The 18,426-nt window shown below is 71.9% G+C and carries 15 protein-coding genes, 2 pseudogenes and 1 riboswitch; of the genes and pseudogenes, 12 read left to right on the plus strand and 5 right to left on the minus strand.

All coding sequences use genetic code 11. The features are described from left to right. Positions 1-180 precede the first annotated feature (180 nt). The 6 genes from shc (at position 181) to ACWEJX_RS23750 (ending at position 6,346) form a co-directional block, all read left to right on the plus strand. Positions 181-2,175: a squalene--hopene cyclase gene (gene shc / locus ACWEJX_RS23725; protein WP_451609418.1), complete on the plus strand. Its 1,995-nt coding sequence runs from the start codon at positions 181-183 to the stop codon at positions 2,173-2,175. A 236-nt stretch (positions 2,176-2,411) separates the two neighbouring features. Then, on the plus strand, positions 2,412-3,056 hold the full coding sequence (locus tag ACWEJX_RS23730) for a phosphorylase family protein (RefSeq protein ID WP_451609419.1): 645 nt from the start codon (positions 2,412-2,414) through the stop codon (positions 3,054-3,056). An 8-nt stretch (positions 3,057-3,064) separates the two neighbouring features. Further along, positions 3,065-4,090, plus strand: a complete 1,026-nt coding sequence (hpnH, locus tag ACWEJX_RS23735; protein WP_451609420.1) for an adenosyl-hopene transferase HpnH — start codon at positions 3,065-3,067, stop codon at positions 4,088-4,090. Next, positions 4,087-5,472, plus strand: a complete 1,386-nt coding sequence (locus tag ACWEJX_RS23740; protein WP_451609421.1) for an aspartate aminotransferase family protein — start codon at positions 4,087-4,089, stop codon at positions 5,470-5,472. The genes hpnH and ACWEJX_RS23740 overlap by 4 nt, the downstream gene beginning before the upstream one ends. A gap of 96 nt (positions 5,473-5,568) precedes the next feature. Next, on the plus strand, positions 5,569-6,168 hold the full coding sequence (locus ACWEJX_RS23745) for a helix-turn-helix domain-containing protein (protein ID WP_403789738.1): 600 nt from the start codon (positions 5,569-5,571) through the stop codon (positions 6,166-6,168). Between the two features lie 28 nt (positions 6,169-6,196). Then, a complete protein-coding gene (locus ACWEJX_RS23750; protein ID WP_389206824.1) occupies positions 6,197-6,346 on the plus strand; it encodes a DUF6126 family protein in 150 nt (49 codons plus the stop codon). A 26-nt stretch (positions 6,347-6,372) separates the two neighbouring features. Here the strand turns inward: ACWEJX_RS23750 and ACWEJX_RS23755 are convergent, their stop codons facing one another. After that, entirely contained in the window at positions 6,373-7,212 is an 840-nt protein-coding gene (locus tag ACWEJX_RS23755) for a tyrosine-protein phosphatase (protein WP_451609422.1), read from the minus strand. 343 nt (positions 7,213-7,555) lie between these two features. After that, positions 7,556-7,721, plus strand: a riboswitch (cyclic di-AMP (ydaO/yuaA leader). A gap of 4 nt (positions 7,722-7,725) precedes the next feature. Between ACWEJX_RS23755 and ACWEJX_RS23760 the strand changes: the two genes are divergently transcribed. Next, a complete protein-coding gene (locus ACWEJX_RS23760; protein ID WP_451609423.1) occupies positions 7,726-8,697 on the plus strand; it encodes a M23 family metallopeptidase in 972 nt (323 codons plus the stop codon). A gap of 161 nt (positions 8,698-8,858) precedes the next feature. Then, the gene (locus ACWEJX_RS23765) at positions 8,859-9,653 is read left to right on the plus strand and encodes an SGNH/GDSL hydrolase family protein (RefSeq protein ID WP_451609424.1); all 795 of its coding nucleotides are present in this window, start codon (positions 8,859-8,861) and stop codon (positions 9,651-9,653) included. Positions 9,654-9,684: 31 nt separating this feature from the next. Here ACWEJX_RS23765 and ACWEJX_RS23770 read toward each other — a convergent pair. Then, a pseudogene (locus ACWEJX_RS23770) lies at positions 9,685-9,997 on the minus strand (STM4011 family radical SAM protein); the annotation flags it as partial. 90 nt (positions 9,998-10,087) lie between these two features. On the opposite strand from ACWEJX_RS23770, the gene ACWEJX_RS23775 reads away from it, so the two are divergent. After that, entirely contained in the window at positions 10,088-11,227 is a 1,140-nt protein-coding gene (locus tag ACWEJX_RS23775) for a hypothetical protein (RefSeq protein WP_451609425.1), read from the plus strand. A 223-nt stretch (positions 11,228-11,450) separates the two neighbouring features. Further along, complete coding sequence (locus ACWEJX_RS23780; protein WP_451609426.1) at positions 11,451-12,680, plus strand: MBL fold metallo-hydrolase; 1,230 nt, start codon at positions 11,451-11,453, stop codon at positions 12,678-12,680. 82 nt (positions 12,681-12,762) lie between these two features. On the opposite strand, the pseudogene ACWEJX_RS23785 reads toward ACWEJX_RS23780, so the two are convergent. Further along, a pseudogene (locus ACWEJX_RS23785) lies at positions 12,763-12,996 on the minus strand (hypothetical protein); the annotation flags it as partial. A 60-nt stretch (positions 12,997-13,056) separates the two neighbouring features. On the opposite strand from ACWEJX_RS23785, the gene ACWEJX_RS23790 reads away from it, so the two are divergent. After that, complete coding sequence (locus tag ACWEJX_RS23790; protein WP_451609456.1) at positions 13,057-13,461, plus strand: hypothetical protein; 405 nt, start codon at positions 13,057-13,059, stop codon at positions 13,459-13,461. On the opposite strand, the gene ACWEJX_RS23795 is transcribed toward ACWEJX_RS23790, so the two are convergent. Next, positions 13,445-14,236 (minus strand): sigma 54 modulation/S30EA ribosomal C-terminal domain-containing protein, encoded by a 792-nt coding sequence (locus tag ACWEJX_RS23795; RefSeq protein ID WP_451609427.1) that lies wholly within the window; start codon positions 14,234-14,236, stop codon positions 13,445-13,447. The genes ACWEJX_RS23790 and ACWEJX_RS23795 overlap by 17 nt on opposite strands. A 455-nt stretch (positions 14,237-14,691) precedes the next feature. Here ACWEJX_RS23795 and ACWEJX_RS23800 point away from each other — a divergent pair, with 455 nt between their 5' ends. Continuing rightward, positions 14,692-17,091, plus strand: coding sequence for a phosphoketolase family protein (locus tag ACWEJX_RS23800; protein ID WP_451609428.1), 2,400 nt, complete (start codon positions 14,692-14,694; stop codon positions 17,089-17,091). A gap of 237 nt (positions 17,092-17,328) precedes the next feature. On the opposite strand, the gene ACWEJX_RS23805 is transcribed toward ACWEJX_RS23800, so the two are convergent. Next, entirely contained in the window at positions 17,329-18,246 is a 918-nt protein-coding gene (locus ACWEJX_RS23805; protein WP_451609429.1) for a CBS domain-containing protein, read from the minus strand. Positions 18,247-18,426 lie beyond the last annotated feature (180 nt).

Here is an 18,426-nt window from a genome sequence, read left to right on the forward strand (position 1 = left end):
GCCGGGGCCCGCCACCATCTCCGGGAACGGGCTTTTTTGGGTGTCTTCGGTAATATATAAACACCCCCTCTCTTTTACGGCGGCCCCGGCGCCGGCGGGCCCCCCCCGCCCCCCCCCGACGGCAGACCCGAGAAGGCAGAAGTACGCGTTACGCACTACCGACTGCATGAAGGGGAAGCCATGACAGCGACGACCGACGGAAGCGCCGGGGCCATGGGACCCCGGGCGGCAGCCGCGGCCAGCGACACGACCACCGACACCCTCACCGGCGGGCTCGACGAGGCCGCCAAGCGGGCGGCGGAACGATCCGTCGACCACCTCCTCGGCCGCCAGGACGCCGAGGGCTGGTGGAAGGGCGACCTGGAGACCAACGTCACCATGGACGCCGAGGACCTGCTGCTCCGGCAGTTCCTGGGGATCCTCGACCCCGACACCACCCGCGCCGCCGCCCTCTTCATCCGCGGCGAGCAGCAGGAGGACGGCACCTGGGCCACCTTCTACGGCGGGCCCGGCGACCTCTCCGCCACCGTCGAGGCGTACGTCGCGCTGCGTCTCGCCGGCGACCTGCCCGACGCCCCGCACATGGCCCGCGCCGCCGCCTGGATCCGCGACCGGGGCGGCATCGCCGCCGCCCGCGTCTTCACCCGGATCTGGCTCGCCCTCTTCGGCTGGTGGCGCTGGGACGACCTGCCCGAGCTGCCGCCCGAGCTGGTCTTCCTGCCGAGCTGGTTCCCGCTCAACCTCTACGACTTCGGCTGCTGGGCCCGGCAGACGATCGTGCCGCTCACCGTCGTCTCCGCCAAGCGGCCGGTGCGGCCGGCCCCCTTCCCGCTCGACGAACTGCACACCGACCCGGCCCGCCCGAATCCGGTCAAGCCGCCGGCCCGGGTGCTGAGTTGGGACGGCTTCTTCCAGCGCGTCGACAAGGGCCTGCACCTCTACCGCAAGGTCGCCCCGCGCCGGCTGCGGAAGATCGCCATGGACGTGGCCGCCCGCTGGATCGTCGAACGGCAGGAGAACGACGGCTGCTGGGGCGGCATCCAGCCGCCCGCCGTCTACTCGGTCATCGCCCTGCACCTGCTCGGCTACGACCTGGAACACCCCGTCATGCGGGCCGGCCTCGAATCGCTCGACCGGTTCGCGGTCACCCGGGAGGACGGCGCCCGCATGATCGAGGCGTGCCAGTCCCCGGTCTGGGACACCTGCCTCGCCACCATCGCGCTCGCCGACGCGGGCCTGCCGCCGGACCACCCGGCGCTGGTCAGGGCGGCCGACTGGATGCTCGGCGAAGAGGTCACGCGCAAGGGCGACTGGGCGGTGCGCAGGCCCGAACTCCCGCCGGGCGGCTGGGCGTTCGAGTTCCACAACGACAACTACCCGGACATCGACGACACGGCCGAGGTCATCCTCGCGCTGCGCCGGGTGAAGCACCCCGAACCGGACCGGGTGGAGGCGGCCGTCCGCCGCGGCGCCCGGTGGACCGCAGGCATGCAGTCGAGGAACGGCGCCTGGGGCGCCTTCGACGCCGACAACACCAGCGCCTTCCCCAACCGGCTGCCGTTCTGCGACTTCGGCGAGGTCATCGACCCGCCGTCCGCCGACGTCACCGCCCATGTGGTGGAGATGCTCGCCCACGAGGGCAAGGCCGACCACCCGCGCACCCGGCGGGGCGTCGAGTGGCTGCTCGCCGAACAGGAGCCCAGCGGCGCCTGGTTCGGCCGCTGGGGCGTCAACTACGTCTACGGCACGGGCTCGGTGGTCCCGGCCCTCGTCGCCGCCGGACTGCCCCGCACCCATCCCGCGATCCGCCGCGCGGCCGGCTGGCTGGTGTCCGTGCAGAACGAGGACGGCGGCTGGGGCGAGGACCTCCGCTCGTACCGGATGCCGCAGTGGATCGGCCGCGGCACCTCCACCGCCTCCCAGACCGCCTGGGCGCTGCTCGCCCTGCTCGCGGCCGGCGAGCGGGACTCCGACGCGGTCCGGCGCGGGATCGGCTGGCTGGTCGAGCGGCAGCGCGCGGACGGCTCCTGGGACGAGCCCTACTTCACCGGCACCGGCTTCCCGTGGGACTTCTCCATCAACTACCACCTCTACCGGCAGGTCTTCCCGCTCACCGCGCTCGGCCGCTACCTGAACGGCGAGCCCGTCCTGCACGGCCGGGAGGGTACCGGATGACCCAGGAACCGCCCCCTGAGGGTCCCAGAGTCCCCGAGGACGCCACGAGGCCCGGGACCGGGGACGGCCGCGTACGGGGCGAGGGCGGCGACGTACGGGCCGTACGGGCCGGGGCCGGCGGTTCCGTAGGGCCCGAGGCGGCAGGCCCCGCACGGACCGCGGGGGACCCCGCCAGGGCCGCGGCAGGCCCCGCACGGGCCGCGGGAGACCCCGCCAGGGCCCGGGCCGGCGGAGTCGTGCCGCGGGGCGGGCCCGTCGTGCCGCCGCTGATCGTCGCCTGCGCGCTCGGCATCGAGAAGCTGGCGCTGCGCAGCGGCGACCGGGGCGGGGCGCCCGCGCCGCTCGCGGTCGTGCGGACCGGGATGGGGCCGGCGCACGCGCGCCGGGGCGTTTCCCGGGCGCTGGCCCGCGAGCCCTGGCGGGACGCGGCCGTCATCGCCTCCGGCTTCTGCGCCGGGCTCGCCCCCGGCATGCACCCCGGCGACATCGTCGTGGCCGAGGAGACCCGCGACGCCGACGGTGCCACCCCCTGTGTCGGCACCGAGCTGCTCGTCAAGGCGCTCGCCCGCGCCCTGCCCGGGCGCACCGTCCACACCGGCCCGCTGACCGGCTCCGACCACGTGGTCCGTGGCCCCGAGCGGGCCGCGCTGCGGGCCGGCGGGGCCATCGCCGTCGACATGGAGTCCGCGGCCACGCTGCGCACCGCGACCGGCGCCGGAGCCCGCCCGGTTGCGGCCGTCCGGGTGGTCGTGGACGCTCCAGAACATGAACTGGTCCGGATCGGCACCGTACGCGGGGGAATATCGGCGTTCCGCGTTCTCCGTGCCGTCCTTCCCGCTTTCTTCGAATGGCACCGTTCTTTGCTGCTCCCCAGGAGGTGAGCCGAGTCATGGCCATGCCGCTCCGTCAGTCCATCCGGGTCGGGACCTATCTCTTCGAACAGAAGCTCCGCAAGCGGGACAAGTTCCCGTTGATCGTCGAGCTGGAGCCGCTGTTCGCCTGCAACCTCAAGTGCGAGGGCTGCGGCAAGATCCAGCACCCGGCGGGCGTGCTCAAGCAGCGGATGCCGGTCGCGCAGGCGGTCGGCGCCGTCCTGGAGTCCGGCGCGCCGATGGTGTCCATCGCCGGCGGCGAACCGCTGATGCATCCTCAGATCGACGAGATCGTGCGCCAGTTGGTGGCGAAGAGGAAGTACGTCTTCCTGTGCACCAACGCGATGCTGCTGCGCAAGAAGCTCGACGACTTCACCCCCTCCCCGTACTTCGCCTTCGCCGTGCACATCGACGGACTGCGCGAGCGGCACGACGAATCCGTCGCCAAGGAGGGCGTGTTCGACGAGGCGGTGGCGGCCATCAAGGAGGCCAAGCGGCGCGGCTTCCGGGTCACCACCAATTCGACCTTCTTCAACACCGACACCCCGCAGACCGTCATCGAGGTGCTCAACTTCCTCAACGACGACCTCCAGGTCGACGAAATGATGATCTCGCCCGCCTATGCCTACGAAAAGGCCCCTGACCAGGAGCACTTCCTCGGCGTCGAACAGACCAGGGAACTCTTCAGGAAGGCGTTCGCGGGCGGAAACCGGCGGCGCTGGCGGCTCAACCACTCGCCGCTCTTCCTGGACTTCCTGGAGGGCAAGGCCGATTTCCCGTGCACCGCGTGGGCGATCCCCAACTACTCGCTCTTCGGGTGGCAGCGCCCCTGCTATCTGATGAGCGACGGCTACGTCCCCACGTACCGCGAACTCATCGAGGAGACCGACTGGGACAAGTACGGCCGCGGCAAGGACCCGCGCTGCGCCAACTGCATGGCGCACTGCGGCTACGAGCCCACCGCCGTCCTCGCCACCATGGGCTCCCTCAAGGAGTCGCTGCGCGCGATCCGCGAGACCGTGGGTGGGAACACCACGTCATGACCGGCGAGTTCGACCTGCGGGCGCTGCTGGCCGAGCGCGGCGGCGAGCGCTACGAGCTGCACGCCCGCCACCTCAACCACCAGCTCCCGCGGATGCTCCACACCATCGGTTTCGACCGGACGTACGTCCGGGCCGAGGGCGCGCACTTCTGGGACGCCGAGGGCAACGACTACCTCGACATGCTCGCCGGCTTCGGCGTCATGGGGCTCGGCCGGCACCACCCGGTCGTCCGCAAGGCGCTGCACGACGTCCTCGACGCACAGCTCGCCGACCTCACCCGCTTCGACTGCCCACCGCTGCCCGGACTGCTCGCCGAGCGGCTGCTCGCGCACAGCCCGCACCTGGACCGGGTCTTCTTCGGCAACAGCGGGACGGAGGCCGTCGAGACGGCCCTGAAGTTCGCCCGGTACGCCACCGGTCGGCCCAGGATCGTCTACTGCGCGCACGCCTTCCACGGCCTGACCACCGGCTCCCTCTCCGTCAACGGGGAGAAAGGTTTCCGGGACGGCTTCGCGCCGCTGCTGCCCGACACGGCGATCGAGCTCGGCGACCTCGACGCCCTGGAGCGGGAGCTGCGCAGGGGAGACGTGGCCGGCTTCGTCGTCGAGCCCGTCCAGGGCAAGGGGGTGCAGGAGGCGCCGCCCGGCTTCCTGCGCGCCGCCCAGGAGCTGCTGCACCGGCACGGCGCGCTGCTGATCGCCGACGAGGTGCAGACCGGCCTCGGCCGGACCGGCGACTTCTACGCGTACCAGCACGAGGACGGCGTGGAGCCCGACCTGGTGTGCGTCGCCAAGGCGCTCTCCGGCGGCTATGTGCCGGTCGGCGCCACCCTCGGCAAGGACTGGATCTTCAAGAAGGTCTACTCCTCGATGGACCGGGTGCTGGTCCACTCGGCCAGCTTCGGCTCCAACGCGCAGGCCATGGCCGCCGGGCTCGCCGTGCTCGCGGTGATGGAGGCCGAGGACACCGTCGCGCACGTCCGCCGGACCGGCGACCTGCTCGCCTCCCGGCTGCGCGAGCTCGTACCGCGCTACGAGCTGCTGAAGGAGATCCGCGGCCGTGGTCTGATGATCGGCATCGAGTTCGGCCGGCCGTCCTCGCTCGGCCTGCGCAGCCGCTGGACCATGCTCCAGGCGGCCCGCAAGGGTCTCTTCGCCCAGATGGTCGTGGTGCCGCTGCTCCAGCGCCACCACATCCTGACCCAGGTGTCCGGCGACCACCTGGAGGTGATCAAGCTCATCCCGCCGCTGATCATCGACGAGACGGACGTCGACCGCTTCGTGACCGCCTTCACGGCCGTCATGGACGACGCGCACGGGGGTGGCGGGCTCCTGTGGGACTTCGGAAAGACGCTGGTCAAGCAGGCCGTGGCACAGCGCTGAACGTGCGCTGAAGGCGGTTGACCGCATCGCGTCGAGCGGTTTTGCCTCTGAGGCAAGAAAGTTGCCTCAGAGGCACAAGCCTGGCGCAATGGACGCATGGACCACGTCACCGACGCCGTACCGGACGTCGCCCCCCAGCTGCGGGCCCTGCGCCGAAGGCGCGGGCTCACCCTGGAGGCGGCCGCCCAGCGCGCCGGACTCTCACCGGCCCATCTGTCGCGGCTCGAGACCGGGAACCGGCAGCCCTCACTGCCGATGCTGCTCGCGCTCTCCCGTATCTACGGTACGACGGTCTCCGAGCTGCTCGGCGAGGCGCCGCCGGAGCGCGACCCGGTCGTCCGGGCCGGCCGCTCCGAGCCGGTCGAGGCCGACGGCTGGATCTACCGCCAGGCCGGCGGCGCCGGGCGCGCCCTGCAGTGCCTGCGGGTCCACGTCCCGTACGCCACCCGCGCCGACATCGTGCGCGTCCACCCCGGCGAGGAGTGGATCCACGTCCTGGAAGGCCGGGTGCGGCTCGCGCTCGGCGAGGCGGTGCACGTCCTCGATCCCGGGGACAGCGCCCACTTCGACTCGCTCACCCCGCACCGCATCGGTGCCGCCACCCAGGCCGGGGCGGAGCTGCTGTTCGTCCACACCCTGATGCAGAGCCCCGCCGCCGAGCTGTGCCTCGGCGACGGGACCCCGCACCGCCGCTGAGATCTGCTGAGGTCGAGAAAGGACCGACATGTCCGAGAAGTCCGTACCGGTCACCGGCGAGGAGCGCGGTGAGGGCAAGTTCCCCAAGGGCCTGGTGCTCCGGCTCTTCGCCTATCTGGTCGCCGGCCACCTCTTCGCCGCCTTCCTCTACCTGCTCTTCGCGATGGGCGCGAAGTAGCCGACCGGCAACCGGAAAGGCGGCCCCTACGCCTCCGTGAGCATCCGCTCGCGCAGCCGCTCCCGGGTCTCCGGGGCCAGCCTCAGGCCCTCGGCGAGATAGGCGTCCACCGAGCCCCAGGTCGCCTCGATCGCCTCGAAGGCGGCCTGCAGGTACTCCACCCGCGCGTCGAAGAGCGGCGCGAGCAGCTCCATCACCTCCGGCGACATGGCGTCCGGGGCGGTGGAGCTGCGCTGCACCTTGTAGCGGCGGTGCGGGGCGTTGGACTTCAGGTAGTCCGCCTCGATCGCCTCGCGCTCGACGCCGAGCGCCAGCAGGGATATCGCGATCGCCAGACCCGCGCGGTCCTTGCCGGCCGCGCAGTGCATCAGGACGGGGACGCTGTCCTCGGCCATCGCGTGCAGGATCCGGCTGTGCTCGGCCGTCTTCTCGACAATCATCTTCCGGTACGAACCGGACATCCGGGCCGCGGCCCTGCCGTCCGCCAGGAGCTCGCGCAGCTGCGCCAGGTCGCCCGTGCGCACCAGCTTCCAGAACTCCTTGCCGTCGGCCGGGTCGCTCAGGGGGATGTTCACGTTCCGTGTCCCCGGAAGGTCCACGTCCGGCCCCTCGACCTTCCGGTCCGCGTCGTTTCGGAAGTCGAACACCGTGTGCAGGGCCAGGGTGGTGAGGAACGCGGTGTCCTCCGGGGTGGCGTGCGCCAGGTGACCGCTGCGGAAGAGGCGCCCGGGGCGCACCTCCCGGCCGTCCGTGGTCGGCAGCCCGCCCAGGTCACGGAAGTTGCGTACGCCGGCGAGCTCGGGCTCGGTGGTCGCTTGCGTCAAGGTTGCTCCTGGTCTCTCGAGATCGGTTCCTGGGGCAATCATCCAGGCTCGGTAGCCCCGGGCATACCCCCTCGGGCGGGAATGGGTGATCTGTCCGTATTGCGGGTTTGGTGATAACGCGCCCTGGTTGCAGGGGAGATGGGAATCGGGGCGTGAGCAGCGTCATAAACGTGACGGACCGTGGCTGATCGTCTTTTTCAAATTCCCTCGCGGAAAGGGAAATCGAGGGTCCGTCATCGCGCAGGGTGACCGGAATTCCGGCCGGATATCGCGCGATCGGGGCGCGATCAAGAGTGGCCGAAAAACCGTGGCTTGTTCCCGTCGGCCCGGCTCGTCTAGCGTCGCGCTCAATCCGGACGGACCGCCGAATCCTGCCGCCGCCCGGAATCCGCACCCACCCGTGTCAGGCAGGAGCGGGGGACCCAGGTACTTTGCCGATCCCTCGACGCAGCACCCACGAAGGACGGCTCGGGGTGAAGCCGCGCGACCGCGCGGCCGGACATCTCCAGTCCGAACCCGACAGCTCACCTCGCAGGCGACGGAGAGGAACTCGCCATGCCCGCGAAGGGTAAGCACCGCCGTCCCAAGGCCAACCCGATCAGCCGCGGGTTCGTCGCCGCCGGCACGGGCGGCGCGGTCGTCGCGCTCCCGCTGATCGGCGCGACCGGCGCCCACGCCGCCGAGCAGGCCGCTCCCGCCGTCGCGCACCAGCGCGTCGCCGCCGTGGCCCCCGCCGCCGTCACCCCCGCCGCCGTCACCCCCGCCCAGGCCCACGCCGCCGCCCCGGTCGCGTACACCGTGGTCCGCGGCGACTACCTGTCGAAGATCGCCACCGAGCACCACCTGGCCGGCGGCTGGCACAAGCTCTACCGCGACAACCGCCAGGTCATCGGCGAGAACCCCTCGCTGATCCTGCCCGGCATGAAGCTGACCCTCGGCGCCAAGGGCCACGCCAAGCCCCACGCGGCAAAGACCCACGCGCCCAAGGCCCACGCGGCCAAGGCCGGCGGCGAGCAGCGCGCCTCGCGCAGCGCCGAGCGCTCCGCCGCGACCACCTCCGCCCCGGCCGCCGCCCCGACCTCGGCCGCGTCGTCCTCCGCGTCGACCGGCACGACCACCTCCTCCGGCTGGGTCGTCCCGGTCAGCGGCGGCATCTCCACCCCGTACAAGCAGCCGGGCTCCATGTGGTCCTCCGGCTACCACACCGGCGTCGACTTCATCGCCGACACCGGCACGGCCGTCCACGCGGTCGGCCCCGGCACCGTCTACTCCGCCGGCTGGGGCGGCGCCTACGGCAACCAGATCGTCATCCAGCACGCCGACGGCACCTTCTCCCAGTACGGTCACCTCTCCTCCATCTCGGTGAGCGCCGGCCAGACCGTCACCGGCGGCCAGGTGATCGGCCTCTCCGGCGCGACCGGCAACGTCACCGGACCGCACCTGCACTTCGAGATGCGCACCGGGCCGGACTACGGCTCCGACATCGACCCGCTGGCCGCGCTGCGCCAGCACGGCGTCAACATCTGACGCCTCTGACGAACAGTCAGTGCGAAGCCCCGGCACGAGCCAGTGCCGGGGCTTCGCTTATTCCTGATTGACGTGATCTTTACCAGGTGGCATATGTCACCCGCCGTCAACCCCTCCTTACGGTCGCGTAGGTCACACCCATAAGGGAAAGATGAGTTCCCGTGGCAGACGATTCGAGATCACGAGACAAGAACGCATTCGGGTCGTACGCGGCGATCGGTGACAGCTTCACCGAGGGCGTGGGAGACCCCGGGCCCGACGGGAATTTCGTCGGCTGGGCGGACCGATTCGCGGTCCTGCTCGCCGACCAGCTGCCTGAGCACGACGCCTTCCGCTACGCCAACCTGGCCGTACGGGGGCGCCTTCTCGACCAGATCGTCACGGAACAGGTCCCACGGGCGAAGGAACTCGCCCCGGACCTGGTGACCTTCTGCGCCGGGGGCAACGACATCATCCGCCCCGGGACCGACCCCGACGACGTCGCCGAGCGCTTCGAGCGCGCCGTCGCCGACCTGACCTCCGCCGTCGGCACCGTCATGGTGACGACCGGCTTCGACACCAAGGAAGTGGCGCTCCTCAAGCACCTGCGCGGCAAGATCGCCACGTACAACGGGCACGTCCGGGCCATCGCCGACCGCTACGGCTGCCCCGTGCTCGACCTGTGGTCGCTCAGGTCCGTCCAGGACCGCCGCGCCTGGGACGAGGACCGGCTGCACCTCTCGCCCGAGGGCCACACCCGGGTCGCGATGCGCGCCGCCCAGGTCCTCGGCCTGCCGGTGCCGGCCGACCCGGAGCAGCCGTGGCCGCCGCTGCCGCCGCGGGGCGCCCTGGAGGTCACCAAGGACGACATCCACTGGGCCAAGGAGCACCTGGTCCCGTGGATCGGGCGCCGGCTGCGCGGCGAGAGCTCCGGCGACCACGTCGAGGCCAAGCGCCCGGATCTGCTGCCGCTCTGACGCCGCTGCAGGCGGCGCCTCAGCGGGCGTCTCAGCACGGAGTGTTCGCCGGGACGCGTTCCAGGACGCCCCCGGCGAACACGTCGTACGGCGGCAGCGTCAACAGGTGGACGTAAGCCGATGTGGCCGTCGCACCGCGCGAGCGGGCGGGCGGGCGCCGGGGCGGGCGGGCGCCGGGGCGGGCAGGCGCCGGGGCGGGTAGGCGCCGGGGCGCGGCACGGTGAGGCGCGGTGCGGTGAGGCGCGGTGCGGTGAGGCGCGGTGAGGCGCGGTGCGGACATGGCTGCTGTACGGGAAGAACGGGTCGAGCGCCGTCCAGCCCCCCGCGGCCTCCGCGTCGGTGAAACGGGTGGCCCTCCGCGCGTTCACCCACGGCGACCCACGACACGCGCGGTCCGGAACGAAATCTGATGATTTGTCTGATAATCATCACTCGTGCATGTACGTCGCGCCCATGTCGCCCTTCTCGGCCTGCTGTTCGCCGCGACCGCGCTCCTCGCCGCGCTGCCGGCCACCGCCCACGCCGACACGCCCGCGCGAGGCGACCGCGCCCTCGCGCCCCCGGCCGCCTTCACCATCTCGGGACTCGACCTCCACGACGCCCAGATCGCCAAGTTCGGCGACACGTACTACATGTACGGAACGATGTACGGCTGCGGCTTCCGGTGGTACGTGGCGCCCACGCCCTGGTGCGGCTTCGGCGTCTCCACCGCGTCGGCGCCGCAGGGCCCCTGGAGCACCCCGAGACCGCTGTTCGACCCCGACTCCGTCGACCCGTGGACCCACACGTCGTGGCAGGACACCTGCGGCGGCACCGGGCAGGGCTGCTTCAACGCGCGGATGATCCGCCGCACCGGATGGGGCGAGAACGACGGCGTCTTCGTCCTCTGGTTCAACAGCCCCCGCCACTACTCGGTCGACCGCAAGAACGCCTACAACGCGATGGGCTGCGCCTCCGCGGCCGGCCCTTGCGGACCCGGCGTCACCCCGAACGGCTCGTACCACAAGCCCGCGCTCTCCTTCTGCACCGGCAACGGCGACTTCGGTTTCATCGCGTCCGGCGCCCCCGGCGGCCGGCCCGCCCTCGTCTGCACACACGTGGGCAGCGCCGAGCTCGACATCGAGGAACTCGACCTCTGGGGCACCGGCGGCCACGGCGTCGGCGTGCGCAAGATCGCCGGGCTCAGCCAGGTCGAGGGTCCGGGCGGCTACTGGGACCCCGTACAGCGCCACTACGTCCTCACGTACGCCGACCACGCCTGCGGCTACTGCGCCGGCACTCCGATCGGCTACGCCACCGCGCCCTCGCTCTACTCCGGCTGGACCGCGCCCGGCAACGTCGGCTGGAACGCACCCGCCTACGGCCGCCGCGTCTTCAACGGCAACAGCTGCGGCGGCCAGCCGAGAACCGTCGCCGTGCTCGACGGCCGCCCGTGGCAGATCATCGACCTCTGGCTCGGCACCCGCAACGAGGCCGCGGCCGCCACCCACGTCGTACCGCTGTCGTACACGCCCACGCCGGGCATCGCCGGTGACGGCCGGGTGTGGCGCCCGCCGCTGGCCCTGGCGTGCTGAGCGGGGCTGGGGGCTGCCCCCCCCCGCGCGGTGGGTGACAGGGACGAATCCCGGCGGCGGGGCTGGGAGGACGGGCCCGCCCCCGCCCAGTGGGCGACCGGGGCAAATCCCGGCGGTGCGGGGCTGGGGGCCCCAGCCCCGCCCAGTGGGCGACCGGGGCAAATCCCGGCAAGGTGCCCCCTGGGACCCGGGCCCCGGCGCGGCACGGCGCGAGCCGCCCATAATGGGGAGATCCTCGACTTCAGGAGGTCTCGTGACCGGCACTGGCTCCGACCACACGCTGCGGGCACGGCTGCGCGCACTGCGCCCCGCGGCCTTCGGCGCCGACGCGGCGGGGGAGCGCTGGGAGCGCATCCTCCGTTCCCCGAACTTCGCCGACGGGGTCTTCGTCAACCCCGAGCCGGCCCGGCACCGGCCGTCCGGCGGGGCCGTCGAATTCGCCAAGGTGTACTTCGAGAAGGAGGCCCGGGCGAAGCGCGCCCCGGCCGGCCGGATCCCCGTGCACCCCACCACCCTGGCCGACCTCGCCCGGCCGCCGGCCACCGGGCTGCGGCTCACCTGGATGGGCCACTCCAGCGTCCTCGTCGAGATCGACGGGCACCGGGTGCTCTTCGACCCGGTCTGGGGCGACCGCTGCTCGCCCTTCGCCTTCGTCGGTCCGAAGCGGCTGCACCCGGTCCCCGTGCCGCTCGCCGCCCTCGGCCCGGTCGACGTCGTGGTGATCTCCCACGACCACTACGACCACCTCGACCTGCCCACGATCAAGGCGCTGGCCGGCACCGACACCGTCTTCGCGGTGCCGCTCGGCGTCGGCGCGCACCTGGAGCGCTGGGGGGTCTGTGCCGCCCGGATCCGCGAGCTCGACTGGAACGAGTCCACCACCGTCCGCGACCTGCGCCTCACCGCGACCCCCGCCCGCCACTTCTGCGGCCGCGGCCTGCGCAACCAGCAGCACACCCTGTGGGCCTCCTGGGCCGTCGAGGGCCCCGCGCACCGGATCTACCACAGCGGCGACACCGGCTACTTCCCCGGCTTCAAGGACATCGGCACGGCCCACGGCCCCTTCGACGCCACCATGATCCAGATCGGCGCCTACTCCGAGTACTGGCCCGACATCCACATGACCCCGGCCGAGGGCCTGCGCGCCCACCTCGACCTGCAGGGCGGCGGCCCGCACGGCGTGCTGCTGCCAATCCACTGGGGCACCTTCAACCTGGCCCCCCACCCGTGGGCGGAGCCGGGGGAGTGGACGAAGTACGAGGCCGAGGAGGCCGGCCAGGCGGTGGCGTTCCCGCGGCCGGGTGAGCCGTTCGAGCCGGCGGGCACGCTGCCGGGGGAGCCGTGGTGGCGCGCGGTGTCCCATCCGATTGCGGACCCGTGGCGTCGGCCCCGGTCGGTCGAGGGTCTTACCGAGGCCCCCAAGCGTGATCTCGACCTTGCGGGTGATCGATGAACGACCGGCCCCGGCGGGAGCGTTCGGGGGTGCCTGAACGCGCATCGTGGATTGCTGAGCTACGCATGCGCGTCACAGCGTCTCAGGCGCAGTCACCGTCTGAGTAGGTAGCTCTGGGCCGTGTTTTAGTCCTTGCCGACCTGCCTGTTTGGCTGGGGAAGTCGCGGGCGGCCATCCGAATGGTGAGGTCGCGTGCGATGTCGTTGCTGTTGGCAGCCGTGGTGACCTCGTGCTCATTGCGGGCGGTGTCACGGCGGACGATCTCGTAGCCGGCTACGTCCCGTACGGCCACTGAGGTGAACCAGACGGGGTCGTCGATGCGGTCGCCCCCCTCGGCCCGATTGCACTTGAGCCGGTTGATCTCGCACCCGACGGCATGCCGAGCCCGCGACCTCGACCGTCGCCCCTCGCCACACCCCCCGTAGCCCCCGAGCCCGCCGCCGACGATGCCGGCACCGCGCCCGCGAAGCGGAATTTCACCTTCCCCTCCGCGTTCACCGTCCTCATAGCGGTCACCGTCGCGGTCTGGGCCCTCACCTTCGTGCTCCCCGCCGGCCGCTACGACACCAAGGACGGCAGCCCCATCCCCGGCACCTACCGGCCGGTGGAGGTGACCACCGGCTTCGGGGAGCGGCTCAAGGACCTGTTCCCCTCGCCAGGGCGCGGCACCTGTCGGCGGCGAACAGGCCGGCTGCTCACGGCGGCCGGCCATGGGAAGCCGGGGCGGGGCGGAAGCGGGGTGCTTCCGGGCAGGAGGGTGAGCTCTACCGGGCCGGGGTGATCAGTCCGTAATGGCCGTCGTAGCGGTGGTAGAGCACGCTGCCCCGACCGGTGGCCGTGTCGGCGAAGAAGACGAACGGCAGTCCGGTGAGGTTCAGCCGCTGAACGGCCTCGGGCACCGTGCTCACAGGCACGGGGACCGTGCTCACGCTCAGCAGCCCCTCGGCCTCGCGCTCCTGGCCCACGGGCCCCAGCGATGCCAGGCGGTGGTGGCCGGTGCGGACGTCGCGGTAGACCATGCTGTCGTACCCGGAGGTCAGGTCCGTGAAGACCCAGAAGTCGTAGTCCATGGCCTCCAGGTCGATCACCGCGTCCTCGGGCGTCTGCCGGTTCTGGCTGAACGACTTGTACCGCTCGATGCGGCGCTCCTCGGCCGGCAGGTGCTGACGGTGCGGACGGTGCTCGTGCCCCGCGCTGTCCCACCACGCCTCCTGGACGGTGCCGGAGAACCCGCGCGGCCCGTACCGCCGTGCCCGGGCAAGCCTCACGGTCAGACGCTCCTGCAGAAGGTCGACCGCTTCGAACATGGTGCTCGCGGCCACGTGGGCACGTACCGGCCGGCCGCTCACATCGACCACGACCTGGGCCGTGGCGGGGCGAGCCGCCGAACAATGGACCGCCTGGGTGAGCTTCACCCGGGCGGACAGCACCGGCTCGCTCACGTGGTCGAGGGTCGCGAGCACCTTCTCCCGCGCGTAGCCGGCCGCGCCTTGGGGCACCGGTCCTCGGCTGCGGACCTGGACGTCGACTGCCGGGCCGGTCTTGAGACGGCTCATGGAAACTCCTCCTTGGTCGCTCTCAGCCTGTCCGGCGCCGACTGTTCCCGGCAGAGCCGACGGGGCCGTCGCCGCGGCGCGACCGGCCCCCTCACCGCCCGTCCCTCCGGGACGTACGGGCATCCGCGGAGGGCCGTTCGGTCCAGGGCCAGGCCAGGGAGCGGAGCCCGGGACAAGTACGGGACAGCCACGTGGCCGTGGTCAGCCGGGACAGCGCAAGGGAATTGCTGAAGTGACCCATCCGGCCCTTACTACGACGCTTCTGCTGTGTCAGCGTCTTGGACGGCAGGCGTGTTCACGGCCATGGGACGCAGGACCCGTGGAATCGCGAGGGGCGCGTGCCCTCGGGCGGTCCTGAGGCGGTTCGCGTTCCCGCGCCGCGGGACGTCGCACGCTTCGGCCGCGCCGGCCCGGCGCCCCGCTCGCCGCCCGCGACCACACACGACGGAGGAAGCATGCGCGAGGACGAGCGCTCTGAAGGCGTACCGCTGACCGACGAGGAGCTCGGTGCGCTCGACGCGCACTGGAGGGCGGCCAACTACCTGGCGGTCGGCCAGATCTACCTGATGGACAACCCGCTGCTGAGGAAACCGCTGGAACCCGCGCACATCAAGCCGCGGCTGCTCGGACACTGGGGTACCTCCCCGGGCCTCAACCTCGTGCACACCCACCTCAACCGCGTCATCAAGCGGTACGGCATCGACGCGCTGTGCGTCTGGGGGCCCGGACACGGCGGGCCGGCCGTCCTCGCCAACTCCTGGCTGGAAGGCAGCTACAGCGAGACCTACCCCGATGTGAGCCGCGACGAGGACGGTATGGCCCGACTGTTCCGGCAGTTCTCCTTCCCGGGCGGGGTGCCGAGCCACGTGGCGCCCGAGACCCCCGGCTCGATCCACGAGGGCGGTGAACTGGGCTACTCCCTGTCGCACGCCTACGGCGCCGCCCTGGACAATCCGGACCTGCTGGTGACGTGCGTCATCGGCGACGGTGAGGCGGAGACGGGACCGCTCGCCGCCTCCTGGCACTCCAACAAGTTCCTCGACCCGGTCCACGACGGAGCGGTCCTGCCCATCCTCCACCTCAACGGCTACAAGATCGCCAATCCCACCGTGCTCGCCCGCCTCCCGGAGGCGGAACTCGACGAGCTGCTGCGCGGTTACGGCCACGACCCCCTGCACGTCACCGGAGACGACCCCCACCAGGTCCACCGGGCCATGGCGGCGGCCATGGACACGGCCCTCGACCACATCCGGCACGTCCAGCGGCAAGCCCGGACCGGCGCCCCCGTCGGACGGCCGCGCTGGCCGGTGATCGTCCTGCGCACGCCGAAGGGCTGGACCGGACCCGCCACGGTCGACGGCGTCCCCGTCGAGGGCACCTGGCGTGCCCACCAGGTGCCCCTGGCGGGCGTCCGCGACGACGACGGCCACCGGGCCCAACTGGAAGCGTGGCTGCGCTCGTACCGTCCCGAGGAGCTCTTCGACGAGACCGGCCGGCCGAGCCCCCAGGTGCTGGAATGCGTCCCGGAGGGCGTACGGAGGCTCGGCGCGACCCGCCACGCCAACGGCGGCCTGCTCCTGCGGGACCTGCCGCTGCCCTCGCTCGAACGCTTCGCCGTCCCCGTGGACCGGCCCGGCGCGACACGCCACGAGCCGACCGGAGTGCTCGGAGAACTGCTGGAGAACGTCATGGCCGCGACCGGCGAGCGCCGCGACTTCCGCGTCGTCGGGCCCGACGAGACCGCCTCCAACCGTCTTCAGGCCGTGTACGAAGCCAGCGGCAAGGCCTGGCAGGAACCGCTCCTGGCCACCGACGAACACCTCGACCGGCACGGCCGGGTCATGGAGATCCTCTCCGAGCACACCTGCCAGGGCTGGCTGGAGGGTTACCTGCTGACCGGACGACACGGGCTGTTCTCCTGCTACGAAGCCTTCGTCCACATCGTCGACTCCATGGTCAACCAGCACATCAAGTGGCTCAAGACCTCCCGCGCCCTGCACTGGCGCGCACCTGTCGCCTCACTCAACTACCTGCTCACGTCCCACGTGTGGCGTCAGGACCACAACGGCTTCTCCCACCAGGATCCCGGGTTCGTCGACCACGTCCTCAACAAGAGCCCCGAGGTCGTCCGCGTCTACCTGCCACCGGACGCCAACACCCTGCTGACCATCGCCGACCACGCGCTGCGCAGCCGCGACCAGGTCAACGTGATCGTCGCCGGCAAACAGCCCTGCTTCGACTGGCTCTCCCTCGACGACGCCCGCGCCCACTGCGCCCGCGGAGCCGGAGTGTGGGGATGGGCGGGTACCGAGGACGGGACCCGCGAACCGGACGTCGTCCTGGCCTGCGCCGGCGATGTCCCCACCCAGGAGGTCCTCGCTGCGGCCGGCCTCCTGCGGCACCATCTCCCTCAGCTCGCCGTACGCGTGGTGAACGTCGTCGACATGACCCGGCTCATGCCCCACGAGGAACACCCGCACGGCATGACCGACCGGGAATACGACGCCTTGTTCACCCGCGACAAGCCGGTGATCTTCGCCTACCACGGGTACCCATGGCTCGTGCACCGTCTCGCCTACCGCCGCACCGGCCACCCGAACCTGCACGTACGCGGCTACAAGGAGGTGGGCACCACCACGACCCCCTTCGACATGGTCGTGAGCAACGACCTCGACCGCTACCGCCTCGTCATGGACGTGATCGACCGCGTGCCCGGCCTAGCCGTGCGAGCCGTGGGCGTGCGCCAGGCCATGGCCGACGCCCGCACCCGCCACCACGCCTTCATCCGCGAACACGGCACCGACCTGCCCGAGGTCGCCGACTGGAGCTGGAACAACGGCGGGCAGTCGGCATGATCCCACCGTCCGCATCGGGCAACACCGGATGTCCCGACAGGCCGCGGCAGCACCCTGGCGCGGCTTCACCCGCCCCGCGGCACGGACGGAGCCGTCGCCGCCCTGCCTGCCTACAGCCCAGCAGGCCCGCCGCCGGATGCCGCGCACCCGAACGGCGGGCGCGGTACGCGTGGAGTGCCGCTCGACCGGCCGCGCGGCAAACGGCCCCGTACCCCTCCGCCCGCGTCCCGGGCATCCTCAAGGAGAAGGGGGCGTGCGCGGCGCGGGCGAGTCGTCTCGCCTGTCGGCCGTCAGCCGATTGACGACGCCGACGACGCCGTCGACCCGCCATGCGGCCCGGACCAGCGCCGGGGTGTCGATCTCCGGTCCGGCGACGCCCGCGATGGTGACGATCCCGTCCCGCACATCGATGCGAAGCCTGCTGGCGTCGTGTGCGGGACCGTGGGGGTACACGACACCGGCCACGGCTTCGCGGATCTCCTCGTCGGTGCGCAGGAAGACGCGCAGGAGGTCGCGGCGTGTGGCGATCCCGATGAGACGGTCCTCCTCGTCCACCACGGGCAGCCGGTCGATGTGGCGGCGCTCCATGATGCGCGCCGCGTCGACCACGCGCTGTTCGGGATGCACGGTGACCGCGGGACTGGTCATCAGCCCGCCGGCCGTCAGGGCCGGTCCTGCCGCGGCGGGTCGCGCGTGCGCGATCCGCCTCAGGGCCCGCAGCACGCGGTCCCGGCCGGACCCTGCCCGGCCGCGCGCCGCCTGGCGCCGGGTGAGGTCCGTCTGCGAGACCACGCCCATGACCTTGTCGTCGTCGTCCACCACCGGCAGACCGCTGATGTGGTGGGAAGTAAGCAGGCGGGCCAGCTCCTTGAAGGAAGTGTCGGGGTGTGCCTGGACCACTTCGCCGGTCATCACCTCGCCCACCGTCCGGTGCTTCACCACGGTTCTCATCTCCATTTGCCTGATCAGCTCTTGCCCGCCGCCCACGACGTCACGGCCTTCGACCCCGGCAGGGGCAACGGGTCTCGTGGTGACTCCCGCACATGTCAGGGGTGCTGCCTCGCGCGGGTCGACGCCGTCGGGCACGGGCTGCGCGAAGTCGGCGTGGTCGATCACCAGCGGCTCTCCCAGGGCCTTCACCACTGCTGCCTTCATCGCCTGCTCCTCTTGTCCGTCGCTGCTTCCAGAGTCGTGCGAGGCGCCGGCAGGGGACAGAACCGGTCAGGACCCGGATCACGGGCCGTTCGGCCCGTGATACGCCGGTCCGCCGGCCGCTCGGCACGTGCGGGAGAGGAGGGTCCGACGGCCCTGGGGCATCCCCGTTCGACCCCGGCC

Source organism: Streptomyces sp. NPDC004788 (genome assembly GCF_053601115.1).